The organism is Chryseobacterium sp. Leaf405 (assembly GCF_001425355.1).
Classification (GTDB): Bacteria; Bacteroidota; Bacteroidia; order Flavobacteriales; family Weeksellaceae; genus Chryseobacterium.
In genome coordinates this window covers 482,299-499,486 of sequence record NZ_LMQN01000015.1, presented here as the reverse complement: position 1 = coordinate 499,486, position 17,188 = coordinate 482,299, and the positions used below count along the sequence as shown (strand labels likewise).

At 33.5% G+C, this 17,188-nt stretch carries 17 protein-coding genes; 2 read left to right on the top strand and 15 right to left on the bottom strand.

What is annotated here, in order from left to right:
- Positions 1-24: 24 nt before the first annotated feature.
- From lpxA to ASG22_RS12115, 4 genes are all read right to left on the bottom strand, one after another.
- On the bottom strand, positions 25-816 hold the full coding sequence (gene lpxA / locus ASG22_RS12130) for an acyl-ACP--UDP-N-acetylglucosamine O-acyltransferase (RefSeq protein ID WP_055984742.1): 792 nt from the start codon (positions 814-816) through the stop codon (positions 25-27).
- Complete coding sequence (locus ASG22_RS12125; RefSeq protein WP_055984739.1) at positions 817-2,214, bottom strand: bifunctional UDP-3-O-[3-hydroxymyristoyl] N-acetylglucosamine deacetylase/3-hydroxyacyl-ACP dehydratase; 1,398 nt, start codon at positions 2,212-2,214, stop codon at positions 817-819. It abuts the gene before it with no gap.
- Positions 2,207-3,238, bottom strand: a complete 1,032-nt coding sequence (gene lpxD / locus ASG22_RS12120) for a UDP-3-O-(3-hydroxymyristoyl)glucosamine N-acyltransferase (RefSeq protein ID WP_055984736.1) — start codon at positions 3,236-3,238, stop codon at positions 2,207-2,209. Before lpxD ends, ASG22_RS12125 begins: the two co-directional genes overlap by 8 nt.
- A gap of 72 nt (positions 3,239-3,310) precedes the next feature.
- Complete coding sequence (locus ASG22_RS12115) at positions 3,311-4,537, bottom strand: HD domain-containing protein (protein ID WP_055984733.1); 1,227 nt, start codon at positions 4,535-4,537, stop codon at positions 3,311-3,313.
- 320 nt (positions 4,538-4,857) lie between these two features.
- On the opposite strand from ASG22_RS12115, the gene ASG22_RS12110 reads away from it, so the two are divergent.
- On the top strand, positions 4,858-6,402 hold the full coding sequence (locus tag ASG22_RS12110; RefSeq protein ID WP_055984730.1) for a PglZ domain-containing protein: 1,545 nt from the start codon (positions 4,858-4,860) through the stop codon (positions 6,400-6,402).
- 77 nt (positions 6,403-6,479) lie between these two features.
- Positions 6,480-7,244 carry an exodeoxyribonuclease III gene (locus ASG22_RS12105; RefSeq protein WP_055984727.1) on the top strand — a complete coding sequence of 255 codons (765 nt, stop codon included), beginning with the start codon at positions 6,480-6,482 and terminating at the stop codon, positions 7,242-7,244.
- Between the two features lie 54 nt (positions 7,245-7,298).
- Here ASG22_RS12105 and ASG22_RS12100 read toward each other — a convergent pair whose 3' ends face one another.
- The 11 genes from ASG22_RS12100 to wecB form a co-directional block, all read right to left on the bottom strand.
- Entirely contained in the window at positions 7,299-7,670 is a 372-nt protein-coding gene (locus ASG22_RS12100; RefSeq protein ID WP_055984724.1) for a septal ring lytic transglycosylase RlpA family protein, read from the bottom strand.
- Positions 7,671-8,050: 380 nt separating this feature from the next.
- Positions 8,051-8,791 carry a hypothetical protein gene (locus tag ASG22_RS12095; protein ID WP_055984722.1) on the bottom strand — a complete coding sequence of 247 codons (741 nt, stop codon included), beginning with the start codon at positions 8,789-8,791 and terminating at the stop codon, positions 8,051-8,053.
- Between the two features lie 37 nt (positions 8,792-8,828).
- Positions 8,829-9,434 carry a hypothetical protein gene (locus ASG22_RS12090; RefSeq protein ID WP_131726193.1) on the bottom strand — a complete coding sequence of 202 codons (606 nt, stop codon included), beginning with the start codon at positions 9,432-9,434 and terminating at the stop codon, positions 8,829-8,831.
- A gap of 425 nt (positions 9,435-9,859) precedes the next feature.
- Positions 9,860-11,161 carry a 30S ribosomal protein S12 methylthiotransferase RimO gene (gene rimO / locus ASG22_RS12085; RefSeq protein WP_055984716.1) on the bottom strand — a complete coding sequence of 434 codons (1,302 nt, stop codon included), beginning with the start codon at positions 11,159-11,161 and terminating at the stop codon, positions 9,860-9,862.
- A 94-nt stretch (positions 11,162-11,255) separates the two neighbouring features.
- Positions 11,256-11,801 carry a dTDP-4-dehydrorhamnose 3,5-epimerase gene (rfbC, locus tag ASG22_RS12080; RefSeq protein ID WP_055984714.1) on the bottom strand — a complete coding sequence of 182 codons (546 nt, stop codon included), beginning with the start codon at positions 11,799-11,801 and terminating at the stop codon, positions 11,256-11,258.
- A gap of 42 nt (positions 11,802-11,843) precedes the next feature.
- Positions 11,844-12,416, bottom strand: a complete 573-nt coding sequence (locus tag ASG22_RS12075) for a sugar transferase (RefSeq protein ID WP_055984711.1) — start codon at positions 12,414-12,416, stop codon at positions 11,844-11,846.
- A 7-nt stretch (positions 12,417-12,423) separates the two neighbouring features.
- The gene (locus ASG22_RS12070; protein ID WP_055984708.1) at positions 12,424-13,560 is read right to left on the bottom strand and encodes a DegT/DnrJ/EryC1/StrS family aminotransferase; all 1,137 of its coding nucleotides are present in this window, start codon (positions 13,558-13,560) and stop codon (positions 12,424-12,426) included.
- Positions 13,561-14,154 carry an acetyltransferase gene (locus ASG22_RS12065; protein WP_055984704.1) on the bottom strand — a complete coding sequence of 198 codons (594 nt, stop codon included), beginning with the start codon at positions 14,152-14,154 and terminating at the stop codon, positions 13,561-13,563.
- A 6-nt stretch (positions 14,155-14,160) separates the two neighbouring features.
- The gene (locus ASG22_RS12060) at positions 14,161-14,763 is read right to left on the bottom strand and encodes a sugar transferase (RefSeq protein WP_055984702.1); all 603 of its coding nucleotides are present in this window, start codon (positions 14,761-14,763) and stop codon (positions 14,161-14,163) included.
- Positions 14,764-14,769: 6 nt separating this feature from the next.
- The gene (locus ASG22_RS12055; RefSeq protein ID WP_055984699.1) at positions 14,770-15,987 is read right to left on the bottom strand and encodes a glycosyltransferase family 4 protein; all 1,218 of its coding nucleotides are present in this window, start codon (positions 15,985-15,987) and stop codon (positions 14,770-14,772) included.
- Between the two features lie 3 nt (positions 15,988-15,990).
- Positions 15,991-17,127, bottom strand: a complete 1,137-nt coding sequence (gene wecB / locus ASG22_RS12050) for a non-hydrolyzing UDP-N-acetylglucosamine 2-epimerase (protein WP_055984697.1) — start codon at positions 17,125-17,127, stop codon at positions 15,991-15,993.
- Between the last annotated feature and the right edge of the window lie 61 nt (positions 17,128-17,188).

Here is a 17,188-nt window from a genome sequence, read left to right as displayed (position 1 = left end):
TTTAAGATCAATAATCCTTTTTTATCAGCTTTCCTTTCCTGTTCCGTATCCTTTTACAATACCTCTTGGTGAATTTTGAATAAACTGAAGAATTTCATCTCTTTCAGCAGTCGGAAGCATTTCTTTTTCGATGTGCGAAATTGCCTGAGAAACATTCATCTTCATCTGAAAAATAGCTCTGTAAATTTTTTGAATTTCAAAGATTTTTTCATTGGTGAATCCTCTCCTTCTCAAGCCAACAGAATTGATTCCCGCATAAGACATCGGCTCTCTAGCCACTTTTACGTAAGGCGGAATATCTTTTCTCACCAAAGTACCACCGGAAATCATCACATGTTTTCCGATTTTACCAAACTGATGAACAGCCGATAAACCTCCCATTACTGTATAATCACCGATTTCTACATGACCTGCAATACCGCAACCGTTTACGATGATAACATGATCTCCGATAACACAGTCGTGAGCGATGTGAGAAGTTGCCATAATTAAACAGTTTGAACCAATTTTAGTAAATCCTAAAGCCTTAGTTCCTCTGTTTACTGTTACACATTCTCTGATCGTCGTTTCATCACCAATAATGGTTTGCGTATCTTCACCATCAAATTTAAGATCCTGAGGAATGGCAGAAATTACGGTTCCCGGGAAAATTCTGCAATTTTTACCGATTCTTGCCCCATCCATAATGGTAACATTAGAACCAATCCAAGTTCCTTCTCCGATTTCCACGTCTCCTGCAATGGTAGTAAAAGGTTCTACGATTACATTTTTGCTGATTTTCGCACGTTTATCAACGGCAGCTAATTGATGGATCATTTAATCAACTTTATTTTTTGCAACTTGAGCCATCAGTTCTGCTTCTACCGCAATACTGTCGCCCACATATCCGTACCCCTGCATGTGTACAATCCCTCTTCTGATAGGCTCTATCAATTCAATTTTGAAAATAAGAGTATCACCCGGAACTACCTTTCTCTTGAACTTTACTTTATCAATTTTAATAAAATATGTAGAGTAATTTTCAGGGTCCGGAACACTTGCCAATACAAGAATTCCACCTGTCTGTGCTAAAGCTTCTACCTGAAGAACTCCTGGCATTACAGGTTCTTTAGGGAAATGCCCAACGAAAAAAGGTTCGTTCATTGTCACATTTTTAAGACCCACTACATGAGAATCTGAAAGCTCAAGAATTTTATCAATTAACAGAAACGGTGGTCTGTGAGGCATCAACTTCATAATTCCGTTGATATCGAAAACCGGTTCTTTTGTTAAATCAAAATCAGGAACGTTTTTCTTTTTGTGTAATTTCCACTGACGGTTCAGTTTTTTTGCAAATTGAGTATTTACAAAATGTCCCGGTTTGTTGGCGATTACTTTCCCTTTTATTTTTACTCCTGCCAAAGCCAGATCACCAATTACATCAAGCAATTTATGTCTTGCAGCTTCGTTAGGATAATTTAAATTCAAATTATCAAGAATTCCGTTTGGTCTGATTGACACATTGTCTTTACCAAACGCTTTCTTTAGTTTTTCTGTAGTTTCAGGTGTAAGATCTTTATCTACATAAACGATGGCATTAGAAATATCTCCACCTTTGATCAAACCATGATCTAAAAGCATTTCTAATTCGTGTAAGAAACTGAATGTTCTTGCAGATGAAATTTCTTCTTTAAACTCAGAAATATTTTTAAGCGTAGCATTTTGAGTCCCTAAAACCTTAGTTCCAAAATCTACCATTGTAGTTACTTCGTATGTATCTGAAGGAATAATGGTGATTTCTGATCCTGTAGTAGGATCGCTGTAGGTAAGAACTTCTTTTACCACAAGATATTCTCTTGCTGCATTTTGCTCAACCACACCAACGCTTTCGATAGCTTCTACAAAAAACTTTGAAGAACCGTCTAAGATTGGCGGCTCAGAAGCATCCATCTCTAAAAAGGCATTATCGATATCACAACCAACCAAGGCTGCCAAAAGATGCTCGCAAGTATTGATTTTTACACCCAACTTTTCTAATGTCGTCCCTCTTTCTGTTGCTACAACATAATTAACATCAGCTTCAACCTGAGGATGACCTTCCAAATCCGTTCTTACAAATATAAAACCTGTGTTTTCTTTTGCAGGTTTAATGGTTAATTTTACTTCTTTACCAGTATGAAGTCCGATTCCGGAAAGTGTCACTTCCTGCTGAAGTGTTTTTTGCATATCACTCATTAGTTTTATCTTTTGAGTTATTCTCAAGATTATTTATACTTTTTACGATTTCAGGAAGATTCCTAAAATGAACGTAGCTTCTCAGGTAATCATTGTAACTGATGGCAGGAGAACCATAAACTGTTTCCTTATCATTTACATGAGAATTCACACCACTCTGAGCCTGAATTTTCACCTGACTGCCAATTTTTATATGACCTACAACACCTACCTGACCGCCAATCTGGTTCCAGTCTCCAATAGTTGTAGAACCTGCAATTCCGGCTTGTGCTGCGATAACGTTGTTTTTACCAATTTTTACGTTGTGTGCAATTTGGATCAGGTTATCAATCTTAGTTCCTTTTCCTATGATGGTAGAACCGATTGTAGCTCTGTCGATACTACAGTTTGAACCGATTTCAACATCATCTTCAATGATAACATTTCCTAATTGAGGAATTTTCTTAAAACCTTCAGATGTCGGCTGGAAACCAAATCCGTCTCCACCAATTACCGTGTTGGAATGAATAACACAATTATCGCCAATGATACAGTAATCATAGATTCTTGCGCCACTGTCGATCTTGCAGTTTTTACCTATTTTCACGCCTTTTCCGATGTAAACCTGCGGATATATCTGAGTTCCTTCGCCGATTTTAGCTTTTTCAGATACATATGTAAACGTTCCGATATACACACTCTCTCCAATCACAGCAGTATCATGAATTGAAGAACCGTCTTCAACTCCTTCTTTTCTGCCCTGCATTTCCTGATACAGATTCATAAGAACCTGAAAAGAAAGATAGGCATCTTTTACCGCAATGATAGTAGGATTATAAGTATCTTTTACCAAAAGATTTTCCGAAACGATGATAACAGAGCAGTTTGTGGTATCCAAATAATGGGAAAAACGATCTTGTGCTATAAAAGAAAGATGTCCTGTTTCCCCGCCTTCGATAGGTGAAACTCCAGTAATAAGTGCACTTTCGTCACCTATAATTTTTCCGTCAATAAAACTTGCAATTTGCGAAGCTGTAAATTCCATATTCTGCAAAGATAAGAAATTCTATAATTCGCAAACATTTTTTAATTTTATGATGGTAAATTTTAAGACTATTTAAGAATTAAGATGTGAAATTTCTCTCGGAAATGTCAATATATATCTTGTCGTTTTATTAACAATAAGACCCGACAGAAGCTGATCTTCGGACTCTTCAAGTCTTATTTTCTGACCATTTTTCTGAAGAAGATAAATCGGCTGTTTTTCACTGTCGTAAGGTAAAAGTTTTCTCTTAATTTCGTGCACTAATTCATTTCCGTTATCAATTCCGAAAAATTCATTCGTATTTTTTATTTTTTCTTCAATAAATTCAGAATCAAATGGATGAGATGAAATAATTGTTTTCGGGAGATTTCTCTGGATGACACATCTGCACCAATAGGACAAAATAACGTCATCAGAATTTTGCCAGATTTTCATCGCCTGGATAACATCATTATCATCTAGCTGTGTAAATCTTTCCACATCTTCGTCTGTTGCCAAACTTTTTTCGCGGTGTAAAAAATATTTCAGATTATCCGTTGCAGGTAAATCCTTTCCTTGAGAAATCAAATATTTTGCTCTTTCTAAAATTTTAACCAAAATAAATTCTGCCAAAGCCGATGTTTTATGATAATATACCTGCCAATACATGAACATTCTCGCCGTAAGAAAATTTTCAATAGAATAAATTCCTTTAGCATCAATCACCAATTCGTCGTCTTCACAAACGTTCATCATTGAAATAATTCGCTGAGTATTAATATTTCCTTCGGAAACTCCTGTGAAAAAACTGTCACGATTCAAATAATCAAGCCGGTCTACATCCAACTGAGAAGAAATAAGCTGATTAAAAAATTTTCTATGATATTTTCCCTGAAACATTTTAATCGCGCATGAAAGTTCTCCGTTGAAATCTTCGTTCAATTTATTCATTAACAATAATGACAGATTTTCGTGGTGCCAATCGTCCATCAACATACTTTCCAAAGCGTGAGAGAATGGCCCATGACCAATATCGTGCATCAAAATCGCTAACATTGCCCCTTTTTCTTCTTCCTCAGAAATTTTCACTCCTTTCTGTTTCAGTGTTTCCAGAGCTGTAAACATCAAATGCATCGCACCTAACGCATGATGAAATCTTGTATGAGTCGCTCCGGGGAAAATCAGGTTTAAAAGTCCGGTCTGCCCAATTCTTCTCAATCTTTGGAAGTAAGGATGTTCGATAATGTCAAATAAAATTTCGTGTGGAATTTTGATAAAACCGTGAACCGGATCATTGATGATTTTTAGCTTATTCTGCATTGAAACGTCAGTATTAGTAAACAAAGTTAGGAATTTTAAATTTTAAGCTTGATTAAATTCTCATTAAAAAAATTTAGCCTTATCAATAATAATTCTTTAAAAAATTATAAGAAATCGGCTGGTTATTAAAAATATTGGTCTTAGTTGTAATTTACACTATCTTTGAATAGGTACAAATGTGGTATCAGATGAAACAAAACTAAAACTATTCCGTTATGTTTTCATTTAACTAATATTTAACTTTAAAGCCTCTAAATTTGGCAGTTTTTCGCAAGAATTGGTCAACAATTTGATACTATTAACCATGTAAAAAATAAATTATGTCGGAAAAGATATTATGGATAGATGATGAAATAGATTTACTTAAACCTCACATCGTATTTTTAGAAAAAAAGGGTTACAACGTAACTCCCGTTAATAACGTGAATGAGGCATTAGAACTAATGGATTCTGAAAAATTTGCATTGACTTTGATCGATGAAAATATGCCTGGAATTTCGGGGCTTGAAGCCATCCCAATGATTAAGAATAAAGACAGTTCTTTAAAAATTGTAATGGTGACGAAGAGCGAAGAGGAACACATCATGGAAGAAGCAATCGGTTCGCAGATTGCAGATTATATCTTAAAACCTGTAAATCCAAATCAGATATTACTATCATTAAAGAAAAACCTTCAGGAAGAGAATCTTGTTGAGCAGAAAACGATTTTACAGTATCAGCAGGAATTCAGAAACCTTTCTATGGAACTTTCTTATTTAAGAACGTATCAGGATTGGGCAGAATATTATAAAAAAATCGTGAACTGGGAACTGAAGTTTGATAAAGTTACAGATAACGAATTTGCTGATCTTCTTCAATCTCAAAAAGAAGAAGCTAATATCCAGTTCGCAAAATTTATTGAAAACAATTATGAAGATTGGTTGCATGAATCTGATAAACCAATCATGAGCCATACGCTTTTCAAAGACAAAGTAAAACCTGAAGTTGAAAAAGAAAAAGTTCTTCTTTTGATGATTGATAATCTACGTTATGATCAATGGAAAGTGGTGGAACCATTATTTACAAAATATTATAATAAGGTATCAGAAGATTATTATTACAGTATTCTTCCTACAGCTACTCAATATGCGAGAAATTCATTTTTTGCAGGTTTAATGCCTTCTGAGATTGAAAAACGTTTTCCCGATAAATGGTTTAATGATAATGAAGAAGGAAATAAAAATGAATTTGAGCGTGACTTTTTGGAAGATCAGATGAAGAGACTTGGTTTAAGTTCTAAATCAATGAAATATCTGAAGGTTTTGAATGCCGACTTTGAAAGAAAAATCTACGATGATTTCAATCAGCACAAAAACAATGATCTTTTGGTAATCGTTTATAACTTTATTGATATTCTTTCTCATGCAAAAACCGATAATCATATTGTTGATCAATTAATTCGTGATGATAAAACTTTCAGATCATTAACCTTTAACTGGTTTGAAAATTCATCATTATTAAAGATTATCAAAATAGCTGCTGAAAATGGATTCAAACTGGTGATTACTACAGATCACGGAACAGTTTACGTGAAAAAACCTAGTAAAGTAGTTGGTGACAGAGAAACTTCAACGAATATTCGTTATAAAACAGGTAAAAGCCTAACCTATGATACAAGCGATGTTTGGGCAGTAACCAATCCTGAAAAACTTTTTTTACCGAAAGGAAATTTAAGTTCCAAGTATATTTTTGCGAAAAATAATATTTTCTTAGCTTATCCGAAGAATTATAATCATTTTGTGAATTATTATAAAGAAACCTATCAACATGGAGGAATTTCACTGGAAGAATGTATTATTCCTTTCAGTATTTTAGAACCCAAATAGTTTTACTTTTGGGAAATGAAATAAGCGGAAAAAATCTAAGATTTTTTCCGCTTATTTTTTATTAATATTTTTGAAGCATGAAATTAATCACTTATAACGTAAACGGAATTCGGGCAGCTTTTACCAAAGATTTTTTAGGTTGGCTTAAAACTGCTGATCCGGATATTATCTGCATTCAGGAAAGCAAAGCAGGAAACGACCAAATAGATATCGAAAGTCTTGAAAAATTAGGATATCACAGTTATTGGCATTCTGCAGTGAAAAAAGGATACAGCGGTGTCGGAATTGCTTCTAAAATAAAACCTAATCACGTAGAGTATGGCTGTGGTATTGAAAGTTATGATAGTGAAGGAAGAATCATTCGAGCTGATTTTGACGAATTTTCTGCGATTTCGGTTTACGTCCCTTCTGCCTCTAATATTGAAAGGCTGGATTTCAAAATGCAATTCTGTCACGATTTTTTAGAATACATAAAAAATTTGAAGAAAGAAATTCCAAATCTTATTATTTCGGGAGATTTCAATATTTGCCATGAAGAAATTGATATTCACAACCCTATCGGATTAAAAAACGTTTCAGGCTTCCTTCCCATGGAAAGAGAATGGATGACCAATTTCATTAATGAATGCGAATTAATCGACAGTTTCAGATTTTTTAATAATGAACCTGATAATTACACTTGGTGGAGTTACAGGCAAAATTCAAGGGAAAGAAATAAAGGCTGGAGATTAGATTATAATTTTACGTCTTATGCATTAAAAGATAAGCTTACAAGAGCCGTTATTTTAAAAGAAGCGGTACATTCGGATCATTGTCCTGCCTTAGTGGAATTAAGTCTTTAATACAAAACAAAAAAGCCAACTCTTCAGTTGGCTTTTTTAATTTAAATCATAAATTTAATCGACAATTTCATATTCCACCGGAATTGTCCCTTTATGGGTGTCTCCGATTTCATCGAACGCTGCTTTAGACATATCTAAAGATCTTGACGAATGGTAAGGTCCTCTATCATTTACTTTCACAATTACCTCTTTGCCATTGTTCAGATTGGTAACCTTAATGTTGGTTCCAAAAGGAAGCGTTCTGTTTGCTGCGGTAAACTTTGCGTTATCAAAGATCTCTCCGCTTGCTGTTTTTCTACCGTTAAACTTTTCGTGGTAGTACGATGCATAACTTGTTTTTTTCGCATCTATGGCATTGTTCTTGAAAGAATAAATACCAAAGGTTGAAATCATCATTATGATTACGAGAATGAATCTTTTCATCATTTTGAACTTTTATTGGTTTTGACTCAGCAAATGTATCAGGAATCTTCCAACCAGCCTATTCTGTTTGTTAACAAACGTTAATAAAAACTAAATTTTATCTTAATATCCCTTATAACTTCCTATTAATAGGCATTTTACAGCCTATTGTTAAATAGTGTTAAAATAAAGCCTAAAAAGTTAACAATTTTAACTAAAATAAAAATATTTTGATATTCTTAACATACAATTTGTTTTGATTATCAATATGTTAAATAGTTTTATGACTTTTAAATTTACTATGATATAATTATCCTTGTAAAATCACAATACCACAATTAAAGGAATTAAAAAAAACCGATGATAAAATCATCGGCTTCATATTATTATAAAAAATAAATTTCTTATTTGAAATATTCGATTATATAGTCATAAGTATCAGCTGGATAAACTACAGACATACTAGGAGAACCTGTGACAGCAGCACCTGTAGTTGAGTTATATGAATATAATTCTTTAGAGAAAACTACTTTGTTTCCTGTAGTAGCTCTTTTAAAAATCGTGATTCCATACATTGAAGTAAGACCAGTTGGTGGAGCAATCGTTACGGCAGTTGAACTTCCAGTTGTAGTGAACTGTCCTTTATATGCGTAAACCTGAGCACCATCAACTAATGTATTAGTTGCAGTACCAGCAGCAGCAGCATTTACAACATTGAATTTAGGATCACCACCTAATGGTCTCCAAACACCTGGCTGTACAGTTTGATTAGTACCTCCATTTGGATTGAAGAAAAAATAGTAACCTGGAGAAACTAAAGTGGCAGTAGATGATCTGTTACCTGCAGTTAAAGTAGTTCCAGTAGCATTATTATAAACAATCATACCGTCAAAGAACGTAGGAAATGTAAATCCATCAGCCAAAGTTAAATCAAATTGAAAGTTAACTAAGTCTACACTTGGGATTACAAGACCTTTTCCAACATTGGCACCTGAACCAGCTTCATTACTGAATGTTGTACTTGCATCAAAGAAAACGTTTGAATTGGTAATTCCACTGTTGATAACGTTTCCATTAGCCAAGACTTGAGCTGCAACAGGTAAACTCGTTGCTCCTAACATTAATAAATAAAATATTTTTTTCATCGCTATTTAATTTTAAATTGTTATTATACGTTATTTATTATTTTGTTAAAGAGAACCAAGTTGTTCCTGACCATAGGATTGCATATCCTCTAAGTGGAGTCATTGCAATAATACCCGTAACATTATTTACTGTATTATTACCAGCGGCATTATTATTAAATACATATACAGTTCTACCGGCATCAGCTGCTGTTAAGTTAGGAAAATTTAATATTGTACCAGATGCAGAATTAGTAACAATAAAATAATCCGTTGCTGTTGGTGCATATGCAGCAGCAGTAGTGACCGTTGTAGTACCTCTAATAGCTTCATACCTTGGAGCAGCAGCGCCACCTCCAACAGCTACCCATAGAGATGTAGCGTTGTCATAATAATAGAAACCTGTTCCTGTAACGTTAGCTGTTTTAGTTGCAGCTACACCCGTTCCGGAAGTTACAAATACTAATGCTCCATTTTGTGCTGCTACATAAGCAGCATTCTTTGCATTTAGTTCTGCCGCAGTCATTCTAGGAACCAAAACTGCATCAGGTCTTGTAGCATCTGTTGTGTTAGCTACAACATCTAAAGTAGCAGCAGGAGTAATTGTGTTAATCCCAACTCGTCCTTGCTGAGCCTGAGCAATTGTTACAAATCCGACTAACATAGTCGCTGTTAATAAAAATTTTTTCATAAGTTTTTAAAGATTTTAAATTACATTTTCATCAATGATATCTATATATCCATATGGGACTCTTCCCAACATGTGCTTGTTATAACAAAACTATTCCTTTTTAGAGAATCTAAACATAAAAATTCTAATATTTTATTAAAATTTTAAATATTTGACATTCAGAGAATAGAATTGTTAAAATTTATTCTTTGTTGCAAAGTTAGTACAATATTATTTAATATATGCAACATTAAATAAAAAAAAATTAACATTTGTTTTTGAGAAAATAATAAACAACTAAAAATCAACAACTTAAAAACAATTGGATTTTAAGAAATTTTATGTTAATTTTTATTCATGTGTTAGATTAAAAATTAACATAAATGTATGTTCTGATTTTTTCAAAAAGAAATAAAGTATTAGACTAATTCTCCATAAAGATCGAATTCTTCGGCTGAAGTAATCTTCACATCGGCAAATTCTCCGATTGAAATATAGGTATTATTTGCAGATATAAGAACAGTATTATCTACATCCGGAGAATCATATTCTGTTCTTCCGATGAAATAATTACCTTCTTTTCTGTCAAATACGCATTTATATATGTTACCGATTTTTTGTTGATTTTTTTCCCATGAAATCTGCGACTGAACTTCCATGATCTCTTCTACTCTTGCTTCCTTAACTTCCTGTGGAACGTCATCTTCCAACACATAAGCGCCAGTATTTTCTTCATGAGAATATGTAAAACAACCTAATCTGTCGAACTTTTGATCTCTTACCCAATTTTTTAATTCCTCAAATCTTTCCTGAGTTTCTCCCGGATAACCAACAATAAGCGTTGTTCTGATCGCCATATCAGGAACTTTTTCTCTGAATTTATCTAAAAGCGCATTTGTCTTTTCGTGAGTAGTTCCTCTTTTCATAGATTTCAACAAATCTGAATTGATATGCTGAAGAGGTATATCTATATAGTTACAAACCTTCGGTTCTTCACGGATAATATCTAAAACATCCTCAGGGAATCCGCTTGGGAAGGCGTAATGAAGACGAATCCATTCAATTCCTTCTACTTTAACTAATTCTTTTAACAAATCGCCCAAAGCACGTTTTTTATAAATATCAAGACCATAATAGGTAAGATCCTGAGCAATCAAAATTAATTCTTTAGTTCCTTTTTTAGCCAGTTTTTGAGCTTCTGTAACCAATTTTTCAACCGGTGTAGAAACGTGACCACCTCTCATCAAAGGAATTGCGCAGAAAGAGCAAGGTCTGTCGCAACCTTCAGAAATCTTTAAATATGCATAATGCTTTGGAGTTGTTGTTAAACGTTCCCCAACCAATTCATGCTTATAATCTGCCCCTAAATGCTTTAACAAAATTGGAAGATCTCTCGTTCCAAAATATTGATCAACATCAGGAATTTCTCTAATCAAATCTGGCTTGTATCTTTCCGAAAGACATCCTGTTACGAAAACTTTCTCTACTTCACCCCTATTTTTAGCTTCTACATAGTCTAAAATAGTGTTGATAGATTCTTCCTTTGCATTGTCAATAAATCCGCAGGTATTGATCACCACGATGTCTCCTTTATCTTCATGAACCACCTCTTTACCATTGGCTTTCAGCTGGCTCATCAAGACTTCAGAATCGTAAACATTTTTGGAACATCCAAGTGTTACGACATTAATTTTCTTTTTACCTACAGATTTTGTGCGCATCTTTTTGATTTTGAGTTTGCAAAGATACGAAATATTAAAGAGCCTTAATTAAAAAATAAAAGCCACTTTAATAAAGTGACTTTCAATATCCTGTTTAGAAATTCTTTTCTTTAAAACTTGGAGCGTTTTCATCTTTTTCAGAAAGAACAGCATCGTTATCGTTAATTTTCCAGTCAATATTTAAATCAGAATCATTGTACTTTATACTGCCTTCAGATTCTTTATTATAAAAATTATCGCATTTATAAGCAAAAACAGCCGTATCACTCAATACAGAAAAACCGTGACCGAAACCTCTGGGAACATATAACTGCAGCTTATTTTCTGCCGTAAGCTCAATCCCAAACCATTGACCAAAAGTTGGAGACTCTTCTCTTAAGTCTACCGCAACATCCCACACTTTGCCTTCAAGACAAGAAACCAATTTTGCCTGTGCATGCTCACTTTTCTGTAAATGCAGTCCTCTCAAAACACCATAAGATGATTTTGAAATATTGTCCTGAACAAAATGACCGTTCATTCCGGTAAGTTCTTCAAATTTCTTTTCATTGAATTTTTCAAAAAAGTATCCTCTGTCATCTTCAAAGATCGTAGGTTCTATGATATAGCAGTCTTTTAAAGGGGTTTCTTTAATTTTCATGTTGTAATAATCGTGTAAAAATAAATCAAATATTATTAATTTTTATTTTATAAATACTTTAAAAAAAGTTTTAAAAAGAATCTGAAGATCATTTTTAAAAGACATATTCTCCAAATAATTTAAGTTCATTTTAACCTTATCAGGAAAAAGTACCTCATCATTATATTGTAACGGGTTTTCCTGTTGAGCCAAAATTATCTCTTCATTACTGTATTTAATACTTGCTTCTGAAGTAATTCCAGGTTTTAATTTTAATACTTTTCTAAATTCACCTTCCAATTTATCATAATAGCCTTCCACGTCAGGTCTTGGACCTACAAAACTCATTTCCCTCTTTACAATATTGAACAATTGTGGTAATTCATCAAATTTAAATTTTCTTAAAATCAATCCGATTGCAGAACTTTTTCCTACAGTATCATGAATCGTCTTAAATTTATAAATGATAAAAGGCTTACCATGTTGGCCGATTCGTCTCTGAAAGAAAACTCCGTTGGATTGGGTATCAATACTTGCAATAATAAACAGAATGATCAATAAAGGAAACATCAGGATGATCAAGAAAGCTGATAAAACAACATCAAAAACAATCTTCCAGTGTTTATATTGATTCATTTTTGAATTACCTGTCAAAAAAGTTATTAATCACCTTGGCAATTCTCTTTTGGTCATCTTCTGTAAGATTGGAACCTGATGGCAAACACAATCCGTTGTCGAAGAACGTTTCAGAAGTATTTCCGCCATAATAAGGTGCATCTGCAAAAACAGGCTGTAAATGCATAGGCTTCCACAACGGTCTCGACTCGATATTATCTTCCAAAAATGCTAACCTTAATTCTTCTCTTGTTTTTCCTGTAATTTCAGGATTCACGATGATTGCAGAAAGCCAATGGTTAGAATAAAAATCGGAAGATGGTTCTGAAAATACAGTGACTCCGGCAGTATCTTTAAAAATATCAACGTAAAAATCATGCATTTTTCTTCTCGCTTCTACTCTACTGTTTAACACTTCCATTTGGCCTCGCCCGATTCCTGCAACAATATTACTCATTCTGTAATTGAATCCAATCTGCGAATGTTGATAATGAGGTGCATCATCTCTTGCCTGCGTAGAAAGAAAGACAATCTGATCTTTATCCTCTTGATTCTGGCAAACTAAAGCCCCGCCTCCGGAAGTTGTAATAATTTTATTTCCGTTAAAACTCAAAATTCCAAAACGTCCAAACGTTCCGCACATCTGACCTTTATAACTAGAACCCAACGCTTCAGCAGCGTCTTCGATTACATCAATTTCAAATTCGTTGGCAATAGACATAATTCCGTCCATTTTAGCAGGCATTCCATATAGATGAACAACAATAATCGCTTTAGGTTTTTTACCTTTCTTTATTCTGTCACCGATGGTCTGTCTTAAGCCCACAGGACACATATTCCATGTTTCCGGCTCACTGTCTACAAAAACAGGTGTTGCACCACAATAAGCAATCGGATTTGCTGAAGCAGAGAACGTCATCGACTGGCAGATTACCTCATCACCAGGTTTTACTCCACATTCGATTAATGCTAAATGAAGTGCGGCAGTTCCTGCTGATAAAGCTGCAACTTTTACGTCTTGTCCTAAATATTTTTCAAGATCCTGCTCTAAACCATTTACATTGGGACCAAGAGGTGCTATCCAATTTTCGGCAAATGCTTCATTGATGTATTTTTGTTCATTACCTCCCATATGTGGTGAGGATAACCAGATTTTAGTATTCATTTATGTATTTATATTTTTTATAATTCTTCCCGGATTCCCAACAACTACAGAATAATCGGGAATATCTTTTAAAACTACAGTTCCTGCACCAATCACACACCATTTTCCTATTTTGACATTCTGAATTACAGTTGCCCCAATACCGATATGGGAACCTTCAGCAACATAAACATTCCCAGCCAATGCCACATTCGGTGATACATGTACAAAATCTTCAATAAAACAATCATGATCAATTGAAGAATTTGTATTAATAATACAATGTTCTCCTACAGAACTGTCTGCATTAATTGTAACACCTCCCATCACGACTGTTCCTTTTCCAATTTTGGAAGATTGAGAAATTACAGATTGCGGATGAACAGCTTTTTCTATTTTATTCACGATCTTTTCAGCAATCTCTTTTCTGATAATATTATCTCCTATTGTAATTATTACAGGTATTTCTTTTTTAATAATATTGTGGATGACCGGAAATCCATAACATTCATTCTTATTAATATCATCATCAATAAAGGCAGTTATATCAACACCATTTTCAATAGCAATATCTGCTACAACCTTACCATGTCCACTTGCTCCGAATAAATACATATTAATTTAGTTTCCTTTAAAAGGCTCTGTTGTAGCCTGTCCGTCCTGATTAATTCCTTCTCTGAAAAATACTTTCTTAAGGGTTAAAAAACAGATTCTAATATCTAAAACTAATGAAAGATTATCTACATACCAGATATCGTGTTCAAATTTTTTCGCCCATGAAATAGAATTCCGTCCGTTTACCTGAGCCCAACCGGTGATTCCCGGTCTTACTTCATGTCTTCTGGATTGAAAATCATTGTACAAAGATAAGTAATTTGTCAAAAGCGGACGCGGTCCAATAAGAGACATATCACCCTTTAGTACATTAATTAATTGTGGAATCTCATCTAATGATGTTTTACGGACAAAAGCGCCGATAGGCGTTAATCTTTCTACATCTGATAAAAGATTGCCATTGGCATCTTTTTTATCGTTCATTGTTTTAAACTTGATAATGCTGAAGATTTTCCCATTTTTCCCAGGTCTTTTTTGAAAGAAAAAAGGTTTGCCTTCATTTGCAAAAGCAAGACCTATCATCACTAATAAAAAAAGCGGACTTAGTAATAAGAAAGCAATTAGTGCTGAACAAAAATCAATAACTCTTTTGAAAAAATTTTTGTACACTTTATATTATTTTTGATTTAACGATTTCATAATCTTTTCGTAAGATTCTTTTACCTGAAATTCTCTTTCAAGAAAATCTCTACTATTTTGTCTCATTTTTTGAAATTCAGAATCATCCATTTCTGTAAATTCATTTATTGCCTTTATCATCTGATTAATATCATCCGAATAGACTGATATTCCACAATTGTTATTCACAATATCTAATCCTATATCTGTATTTTTGTCGGTGGCTGCAAGTACAGGCATTTTATATTCAAGATATGAAAGCAATCTGGATGGATAATTCGGAATTAGAAAATCTTTATGCAAAAATATTAATCCAACATCACAAGACTGAATAAAAATATCATAGTCATTTTTAGGTAGCACTGGCAATAATAATGCATTTTGTGGTTGCGTAGTATTGATCCAGTTTTTTATTTTTCCGTATTCTGTACCAGACCCTACAATGATAAAGAATATTCTTTCATCATTTCTTTTAGCGTCCAAAGTTTTAATAAGAAAATCAATTCCTTGCGGTCTTCCTAAATTCCCCCCATATATAAAGACTTTTTTATCTAATGGAACATTATATTTTATCCTAATGTCATTTTTTTCTTTGCATGAAAGTTCCTTAGAATCAAGTATTTCAATCGAATTTGGATTAATTTCAATTTTATTTTTGGGAACAAAAGAATTGTGATGCATCATAAACTCAAAATTCGCTTTAGACATACATCCAATTTTATCAGAAATATTGTAAAGATCTTTTTCTTTATTCCTGAAATATTTGTATAAAATTCCTTTTTTTGAAATCAGTTGCATATCTACCGCATTTTGAGGAAAGATGTCCTTCAATAACAAGTATGTTTTCGCACCGTCTCTTTTTTTTATAAACTTAATAAGATTTGTAAAAGTGATAGGTGGTGTAGAATAGAGTACCAAATCAAACTTAACATTTGAAAAATATTTTTTTACTGCTATTAAAAACAGATTCTCTATTGATAAAGTTGAAATACCTTTTTCAATAAAATTAGCTTTTTGAATATTTAAAGTCCTCACATTCAGGAATTTTGTATTTCCTTCAGTATTTATACTCGTTTTTTTACTTTCACGTCTTTCAGCAGGTGATACAATATAAAGATGATGACCATGACTAGAAAATTCACGCATCAAATCCTGATAAAGACCACGCTGCTTCAACGTATCTATCTTTGCTAAAGTAAGAAATAATATATTCATTACCTATTTCTTACTCCAGACTACTCTGTTTACATAATCCGTATAACTCAGGATAATTCTGACTATTTTCTCAGAAACATTTGGCATAGAGTAATCAGAAACCTGTCTGAAATTTCTTTCATCCCCCACTTTTTGTTGCTGGAGCTGCGTAAGCCCCTGCATTATTCTTTCAGAAGATAAGCCAACCATCATTACAGATGCTTCCTCCATTGCTTCGGGTCTTTCGTGTGCATCTCTGATATTTAATGCTCTAAAATTCAATATAGAAGATTCTTCTGAAATTGTTCCCGAATCTGATAAAACGGCATAGCTTCTCATCTGTAAAGCATTATAATCGTGAAAACCAAGTGGCTTTAAAAACTGAATTTCCGGTCTTACAACGACATTCATTTTATCGATCATATTTCTTGTTCTTGGATGCGTAGAAACAATGATCGGAAATCCAAACTTTTCTGCTATGAGATTAAGGCTGTCTATTAAACCATTGAAATTCTTCTCAGAATTAATATTTTCTTCTCTATGCGATGACACGACAAAATATTTTCCTTCTTCCAAATTCAGACGGCTCAAGACATCTGACTTCTCAATTTGCGGAAGGTAATGATGCAGCACTTCGAACATGGGAGAACCTGTTTTAATGATTCTGTCCGCAGGAAGACCTTCTCTTAATAAATATTCTCTTGCAATATCAGAATAGGTAAGATTGATATCCGATGTATGATCAACTATTTTTCTGTTAGTTTCCTCCGGAACTCTCTGATCAAAACATCTGTTTCCTGCTTCCATATGGAAAATAGGAATTTGTCTTTTTTTAGCGGGAATTGCGCAAAGACAAGAATTGGTATCCCCCAATACTAAAAAGGCATCGGGATTCAACTCTTCTAAAAGCGGATCTATTTTAATTAAAATATTTCCTACAGTTTCTGTTGCTGTTTTTCCTGCAGCTTCCAGAAAATAATCAGGTTTACGAAGTCCCAAATCTTCAAAGAAAATCTGATTGAGTTCATAATCATAATTTTGTCCTGTATGAATGATAATATGTTCTACAGCTTCAGAAGCGTCCAAAGCTGATAATACTCTTGAAAGTCTAATAATCTCTGGGCGAGTTCCTACTACGGTTATTACTTTAAGTTTTTTCATTGTATTTTTTCGATTACAAATATAATTTTTATTTTTGTAATCTTGATGTTCATTCAAATTG

Bases quoted from the DNA above. Each gene is read 5' to 3' on its own strand.
- ASG22_RS12100 (WP_055984724.1), bottom strand. From the start codon at position 7,670: ATGATGAAAAGATTCATTCTCGTAATCATAATGATGATTTCAACCTTT.
- lpxA (WP_055984742.1), bottom strand. From the start codon at position 816: ATGATCCATCAATTAGCTGCCGTTGATAAACGTGCGAAAATCAGCAAA.
- ASG22_RS12105 (WP_055984727.1), top strand. From the start codon at position 6,480: ATGAAATTAATCACTTATAACGTAAACGGAATTCGGGCAGCTTTTACC.
- rfbC (WP_055984714.1), bottom strand. From the start codon at position 11,801: ATGAAAATTAAAGAAACCCCTTTAAAAGACTGCTATATCATAGAACCT.
- ASG22_RS12065 (WP_055984704.1), bottom strand. From the start codon at position 14,154: ATGTATTTATTCGGAGCAAGTGGACATGGTAAGGTTGTAGCAGATATT.
- ASG22_RS12075 (WP_055984711.1), bottom strand. From the start codon at position 12,416: ATGAATCAATATAAACACTGGAAGATTGTTTTTGATGTTGTTTTATCA.
- ASG22_RS12070 (WP_055984708.1), bottom strand. From the start codon at position 13,560: ATGAATACTAAAATCTGGTTATCCTCACCACATATGGGAGGTAATGAA.
- rimO (WP_055984716.1), bottom strand. From the start codon at position 11,161: ATGCGCACAAAATCTGTAGGTAAAAAGAAAATTAATGTCGTAACACTT.
- ASG22_RS12125 (WP_055984739.1), bottom strand. From the start codon at position 2,214: ATGAGTGATATGCAAAAAACACTTCAGCAGGAAGTGACACTTTCCGGA.
- ASG22_RS12090 (WP_131726193.1), bottom strand. From the start codon at position 9,434: ATGTTAGTCGGATTTGTAACAATTGCTCAGGCTCAGCAAGGACGAGTT.
- ASG22_RS12055 (WP_055984699.1), bottom strand. From the start codon at position 15,987: ATGAATATATTATTTCTTACTTTAGCAAAGATAGATACGTTGAAGCAG.
- lpxD (WP_055984736.1), bottom strand. From the start codon at position 3,238: ATGGAATTTACAGCTTCGCAAATTGCAAGTTTTATTGACGGAAAAATT.
- ASG22_RS12115 (WP_055984733.1), bottom strand. From the start codon at position 4,537: ATGCAGAATAAGCTAAAAATCATCAATGATCCGGTTCACGGTTTTATC.
- ASG22_RS12095 (WP_055984722.1), bottom strand. From the start codon at position 8,791: ATGAAAAAAATATTTTATTTATTAATGTTAGGAGCAACGAGTTTACCT.
- ASG22_RS12110 (WP_055984730.1), top strand. From the start codon at position 4,858: ATGTCGGAAAAGATATTATGGATAGATGATGAAATAGATTTACTTAAA.
- wecB (WP_055984697.1), bottom strand. From the start codon at position 17,127: ATGAAAAAACTTAAAGTAATAACCGTAGTAGGAACTCGCCCAGAGATT.